This window comes from Mycobacterium sp. 4D054, assembly GCF_052245755.1.
Taxonomy (GTDB): domain Bacteria; phylum Actinomycetota; class Actinomycetes; order Mycobacteriales; family Mycobacteriaceae; genus Mycobacterium.
Window position 1 is genome coordinate 21,388 of the sequence record NZ_JBQQCF010000060.1, and the last position, 6,217, is coordinate 27,604.

The 6,217-nt window shown below is 69.2% G+C and carries 5 protein-coding genes and 1 pseudogene; 2 read left to right on the forward strand and 4 right to left on the reverse strand.

Annotated elements, in window-relative coordinates; genetic code table 11:
• Window position 1 precedes the first annotated feature (1 nt).
• Window positions 2–868: a MerR family transcriptional regulator gene (locus tag ACTWP6_RS26890; protein WP_443189308.1), complete on the forward strand. Its 867-nt coding sequence runs from the start codon at window positions 2–4 to the stop codon at window positions 866–868.
• 18 nt (window positions 869–886) lie between these two features.
• Window positions 887–1,447 carry a TenA family transcriptional regulator gene (locus ACTWP6_RS26895; protein ID WP_443189309.1) on the forward strand — a complete coding sequence of 187 codons (561 nt, stop codon included), beginning with the start codon at window positions 887–889 and terminating at the stop codon, window positions 1,445–1,447.
• On the opposite strand, the gene guaA is transcribed toward ACTWP6_RS26895, so the two are convergent.
• From guaA to ACTWP6_RS26915, 4 genes and pseudogenes are all read right to left on the reverse strand, one after another.
• Window positions 1,448–3,007 (reverse strand): glutamine-hydrolyzing GMP synthase, encoded by a 1,560-nt coding sequence (gene guaA, locus ACTWP6_RS26900; RefSeq protein ID WP_443189310.1) that lies wholly within the window; start codon window positions 3,005–3,007, stop codon window positions 1,448–1,450.
• 170 nt (window positions 3,008–3,177) lie between these two features.
• Window positions 3,178–3,858, reverse strand: a complete 681-nt coding sequence (locus ACTWP6_RS26905; protein WP_260757492.1) for a DNA-binding response regulator — start codon at window positions 3,856–3,858, stop codon at window positions 3,178–3,180.
• Between the two features lie 184 nt (window positions 3,859–4,042).
• Window positions 4,043–4,288, reverse strand: a complete 246-nt coding sequence (locus tag ACTWP6_RS26910; protein ID WP_443189311.1) for a hypothetical protein — start codon at window positions 4,286–4,288, stop codon at window positions 4,043–4,045.
• Window positions 4,289–6,092: 1,804 nt separating this feature from the next.
• Window positions 6,093–6,217, reverse strand: a pseudogene (locus ACTWP6_RS26915) (hypothetical protein); the annotation flags it as partial.

The window sequence follows — 6,217 nt, forward strand, 5'->3', positions numbered from 1 at the left end:
GATGTCGGGCCCCATCCAGACGATTCTGCGCCGGGTCCGACGCGGCTCGCGCGACGTGGTCGAGAACGCGGTGTCACAGCTGTTCGACGCCGCCGTACAGCCGCACGGCGCCGCCGATTCCGGCGAGTACCGTATCGACGACCTCGCGCGGCTCGCGGGCACCACGACGCGCAACATCCGGGTTTACCGCGACCGCGGTCTGCTGCACCCGCCGCTGCGGGTGGGCCGGATCGCGCTGTTCAACGACACGCATCTGACGCGGCTGCGGCTGATCACCTCGCTGCTGGACCGCGGTTACAACATCGCCCATGTCAAGGAGATGCTCTCGGCGTGGGAACAGGGCAAGGATCTCGGCGACATGCTGGGCCTGGAATCGGCGATCGCGGGCAGCTGGGCCACCGAGAAGCCGCAGCGCATGCCGCTGACCGCGGCGCGGCGTCTGATCGACGACGACGCCGGATTCGACCGGCTGGTGGCGCTGGGCATCATCCGGGTCGAGGACGACGTGCACGCGACCATCGTGCGCCCCACCTTGGTGGAGGCATTCACCGAAATCAGGCACTACGGCGTGGCTTTGGACAAATTGATCGACCTGCACGAGCAGGTGGCGCCCCTGCTCGACCAGATCAGCGCGATCCTCGTGCGGGCCGGGCTCGAAGAGGTGGTCGACAAGGTCAACCCCGGCGCGGCCCTGCCCGACGACGTCGAGGTCGCCCAGCTGATCACGACGCTGGTGCGCTTCCGCACCCAGGCGGTGACCGCCGTCGCTGCGACGCTCGCGTTCTCGATCGAGTCGCAGGTGGAATCGACGGTGTCGCAGTTGCTCGGCGATCTGGTCGAGAAGACCGCAGAGGCCGCCGGCGAATAGCCAAGTATCCTTCCGGGCGTGCTTGACGAACTCTGGGCCACGGCCACCCGCCACCGTTTCCTCGCCGATGTGCGGGAGGGCACCATCACCGACGCGGACTTCGACCGGTGGCTGGTGCAGGACGCGGTGTTCGTCGCCGACCTGCTGACGTTCCAGGCCCGGCTGCTCGCACGCGCACCGCGGCCCGCCCAGACCACGCTCGCCGGAGGCTGCGCCGCGCTGGTGTCCGAACTCGACTGGTTCGACTGGCAGGCGGCGCAGCGCGGTATCGACACCGACCAGCCCGCCCTGCCGGCGACGCTGAAGTACCGGGAACTGCTGCAGCGCCTCGACACTGCGCCCTACGAGGCGGCCATCACGGCGCTGTGGGTCATCGAGAAGGTCTACCTGCTGGCGTGGGCCACCGCCGCGTCGGACTCCTCCCCGTACCGCGAGTTCGTCGAGCACTGGACCGCTCCGGGTTTCGCCGACTACGTGCGTGCGCTCGAAGGACTCGCGACCCCGGCCGGCCACGACGACGTCATCGCCGAGGTGCTGTCCCACGAGGTCGCGTTCTGGGACATGGCGCTCGGCGCGTGACTACTCCCATTCGATGGTGCCCGGCGGCTTGCTGGTGACATCGAGCACCACCCGGTTGACCTCACGCACCTCGTTGGTGATCCGCGTCGAAATCCGTTCCAGCACTTCGTAAGGCACCCGCGTCCAGTCGGCCGTCATCGCGTCCTCACTGGACACCGGACGCAACACGATGGGATGGCCGTAGGTGCGGCCGTCACCCTGCACCCCCACCGAGCGGACGTCGGCCAGCAGCACCACCGGGCATTGCCAGATCTGGTTATCCAGTCCCGCCGAGGTCAACTCCTCACGGGCGATGGCATCGGCCCGGCGCAACGTGTCCAGCCGCTCGGCGGTGACCTCGCCGACGATCCGGATGCCCAGGCCCGGTCCCGGGAACGGTTGGCGCGCAACGATCTCCTCGGGCAGCCCGAGCTCCCGGCCTACCGCGCGCACCTCGTCCTTGAACAGCAGCCGCAGCGGCTCGACGAGCGTGAACTTCAGATCGTCGGGCAGTCCGCCGACGTTGTGGTGGCTCTTGATGTTGGCGGTGCCGGAACCGCCGCCGGACTCCACCACGTCGGGATAGAGCGTGCCCTGCACCAGGAACTCGACCTCACCGCCGGACACGTCGACGGCGTCGCGGACGGCACCCTCGAACGCGCGGATGAACTCGCGGCCGATGATCTTGCGCTTGCCCTCCGGGTTGGTCACCCCCGACAGCGCCTCCAGGAACCGGTCGGCCACGTCGACGGTGACGAGGTTGGCGCCGGTGGCGGCGACGAAGTCGCGCTGCACCTGGGCCCGTTCGCCGGAGCGCAACAGCCCGTGGTCGACGAACACACAAGTGAGCCGGTCACCGATGGCGCGCTGCACCAGCGCCGCCGCCACCGCGGAGTCGACACCACCTGAGAGTCCGCAGATCGCCCGCCCGTCGCCGATCTGGGTGCGCACCTGCTCGATGAGGGCCTCGGCGATGTTGGCCGGTGTCCAGGTGGCGTCGATGCCCGCGAACTCGTGCAGGAACCGGCTGAGCACCTGCTGGCCGTGCGGGCTGTGCATCACCTCGGGGTGGTACTGCACGCCGGCCAGCCGGCGGTCCTTGTTCTCGAAGGCCGCTACGGGAGCCCCGGCACTGGTCGCGACGACCTCGAAACCGTCCGGTGCGGCCGTCACCGCGTCGCCGTGGCTCATCCACACCGGCTGAGTGTGGGGCAGGTCGGTATGCAGTTGTCCGCCAGCCACTTTGAGCTCGGTGCGGCCGTACTCGCTGGTGCCGGTGTGCGCGACGGTGCCACCCAGCGCCTGCGCCATCGCCTGGAACCCATAGCAGATCCCGAACACCGGGACGTCGAGGTCGAACAACGCGGGGTCGAGCCGGGGTGCGCCGTCGGCGTAGACGCTGGCCGGACCCCCGGACAGCACGACCGCCCGCGGGTTGCGCGCCTTGATCTCGTCGACGGTGGTGGTGTGCGGGATGACCTCGGAGAACACCCGCGCCTCGCGTACGCGTCGGGCGATCAGCTGCGCGTACTGCGCGCCGAAGTCGACGACCAGGACCGGGCGGGGGGCTGCAGATTCCACCGGGTCAGTCTAGTGAGTGCCCGGTCAACGTGATCGCCGGAGCGCTCCCGCGGTTCGGCGCACCCCCCGCTGCCGAACCGCCTCGCCACCGGCGATCACGTTGACTCCCCCGAGCACTGGCCACGCTATCGGCGCCCGGCGGGACTGTCTGTCAGCCGAACGGCCGAAATCTAGTACAGGTCGTTGAGGCTGAGGATCCCGTCCTCGATCGCGCGCGCCAGCAGCGCCGACTTCGTCGGGGCCGGCCTGCCCACCCCCGCGTATTTGGCCCGCGCCCGCTGCAGATGAGTGCGCACGGTGGTCGGCGCGATGAACAGCCGCTTGGCCACCAGTTCCTTGCTCTCGGTCTGGAACCACGCGACCAGGATCTGTTTCTCACGCTCGGTGAGTTTGATCCGCCCCACCGTGCTGTCGTTGAGCATGGCCTTGCCCATCCGTGGACCCACGTAGGGCGTGGCGGTGTGCGCCGAGTGCACCGCCTCGATCAGGTGGCGCTTGCCTTCCGACTTCACCAGGTAGGTGACCGCGCCAAGATCCAGACACCGCAGGATCACCTCGTCGGCGGTGATGTGGGAGTACACGATCACCCGCTGGTCGCGATCGGCGAGCCTGGACAGCGTCTCGAAGTCCGGGCGGTGGCCTTCGATCTGCAGGTCGAGCAGCACCACGTCGACGTCGCCTCCGTCGGCCGGGTGCTTGTCGAAGTACTCGGCCGGACGCATGAAGCTGTCCACCAGTTCGATCGGCGGGTCGGCGTCCCCGCACCACGCCTGAATCCCTGCATGCACGACATCGTGATCGTCGATGATCGCGATTCGCACAGGTCGCCGCGCCTCGCCCTCGCGGGACATCCCCCGGCACCTCCCCCTGGTAGACATACTCGTCAAACTGTCAGTCCGTGCCGGTATTTAATCCCAGCCCTGCGTCGGCCGCGAGGGAAAACCCGGCTGAAGTTGCCGAATATGGGCTTTCTGTCGCCGGCAACGACGAATTAGTACGTTCGACCGACACGACGGCGGCGATATGTTCCCCGGGCTAACGTAGCGGCGACAACGCATCGGGTTCGCTGGGGGGCGGCATGGCGACGAGCGGCACCAGGGTGGGTTCTGCCGCGCAACGGCATTTGATGAGGCGGGCGGCCACCGTCGGTCTGCTGATGCGCAACACCGTGAACCTCGGCGTCGCGCTCATCACACTCGCCGATCCGGACGGCCTGGCCACCCCTGCCGGCAGGTGGCTGCTGGCGGTGCTCGCGGTGTGGTCGGCGGCGCGGCTGCTCACCCGGTCCCATCACCCGGCCTGGCTGGCGGTACGCCCTCGTGCTGGCCGTCTGTCTGGCCATCCCGGTACTGACGCCCGCTGCGGATTTCTACGCGTCGAACTCGGCTCCGCAGGCCATCGCCGGTACCGCGGTGGTGAGCATCTCGGTGTCGGTGCCGGCGCCGGCCAGCGTGCTGATGACCGCCGGAATCGCCGCGGCCTACGCCTGGGGCGCCGCCGCCGTCACCGGCTGGGAGAACCTGACCTCAGTGACCGCGCTGTTCTACTTCGTCGTCCAGTGCGCCACGGCCTCGATCATCCGCTACATGCTGCTGCGGGCGGCGGGCGTGATCGACCGTGCCCGCAGCGAGCGCGACGAAGCGGAGGTCGCCCGCCGGGTGACCGACGCTCTCCGCGACTACGAACGCGAACAACTCGCTCTGCTGCACGACACGGCCGCATCGACCCTGCTGATGGTCGGCCAGGGCGGTCCGCTGCCCACGCGGCGCCTCGCCGCCCAGGCCCGGCGCGATCTGCGCCTGCTCAGCGACGGCGCCTGGGTGGCTCCGCCGGCGCGGGTGGAACTGGTTGCGGCGCTGCGGGAGTGCGCCCAGCACCTCACCACACCGGTGGTGTTCGACGGCAGGGAACGCCTCCGGCTGCCCGGGGCGACGGCCGCTCCGGTGATCGCGGCGGCCCGCGAGGCGATGACCAACGTCGACCGGCACTCCCGCGCCACGCTGCTGCGGATCACCGTGTCCGACAGCATGATCCGCCTCGAAGACGACGGAATCGGCTTCGACGTCGGCGTGCCGCGCCGCGGTCACGGCGTGGACGACTCGATCATCGATCGGATGGCGCGGGCGCGCGGCCAGGCACGCGTGATATCCAGCCCGGGCGCCGGAACGGTGACCGAACTGTGGTGGGCCCCGACCGACACCGCGGTGAAGTCGCCGACCGTGGACCCGGACCGTCTGCTGGAGCGCACCAGAACCCGCTACGGTCTCGCGCTCGCCGCGTACGCCCTGGTGAACCTCGCCGTGACCGTTCCCGCCGCCGATGCCGTACTCGGTGTCGTCGCAGCACTCGGCACGCTGGCCGCGGTACCCGGAATACTCTGCCAGCGATGGACTTTGGCCTGGCCGGCCGGGCTGCTACTGCTGGCGGTCACGGTCGCCCAGCCTGCGCTACTGCCGCAGGACGCGCTGGTCGGGTACGCGCACTGGGCGCAGAGCGGTATCGGCTGGTGTGTGCTGCCGCTGCTTCTCGCACTGCCGACCAGGATTGGGGCCGCGCTGCTGGTCGGCTTCTGGGTGCTCAACAGCGCTGTCGTGGCCCTGCGGGATCCGTCCGCGGTTGTGCTCGTCAACATCGGTCTGGGCACCGCGAGCATTCTCGGCGTGCAGCTGTTCGCCTTCGTCTTCAACGGTCTGATGCGCGACGCGGCCAAAGTGGTGGAGGCCGAGACCCGGGCCCACCGTCGGCTGGTCACCCGGGACCGGGTCAGCGCCGCGCTGCGCACCGAATACCAGCGCCGCTACGCCACCATCGTCGACAACGTCGTCCCCCTGCTGGACGCGCTGACGCGTGGCGAACCCGTCGACGCGGCCATGCAAGCCCAGGCCCGCGCTGAATGCCGCAGGCTTCGAGCGCTTTTCGATCAGGCCGGCATCTTCGACCATCCGCTGATGCAGAAGATCCGGACGCTCGTCGACGACGCCGAAGCACGCAATCTCGACGTGGCGTTCGACCTGTCCGGCACGCTGCCCGACCTCGGCGACCAGCAGATCGCCGCACTGGTGGACCGGCTCTCCGAGGTGCTGGCTCACTGGTGCACCATCCTTGTGTCGGTGATCTTGGATGGATTGCCGATGCACCCGAGGTGCCGCTGATCTATCGCCCTGCTCGCTCGACACATTCGATGTCCAGCATGAGTTCTGCGGAGGCCAG

Coding starts and splice junctions, on each gene's coding strand:
- ACTWP6_RS26905 (WP_260757492.1), bottom strand. CDS start 3,858: ATGTCCCGCGAGGGCGAGGCGCGGCGACCTGTGCGAATCGCGATCATC.
- ACTWP6_RS26890 (WP_443189308.1), top strand. CDS start 2: ATGTCGGGCCCCATCCAGACGATTCTGCGCCGGGTCCGACGCGGCTCG.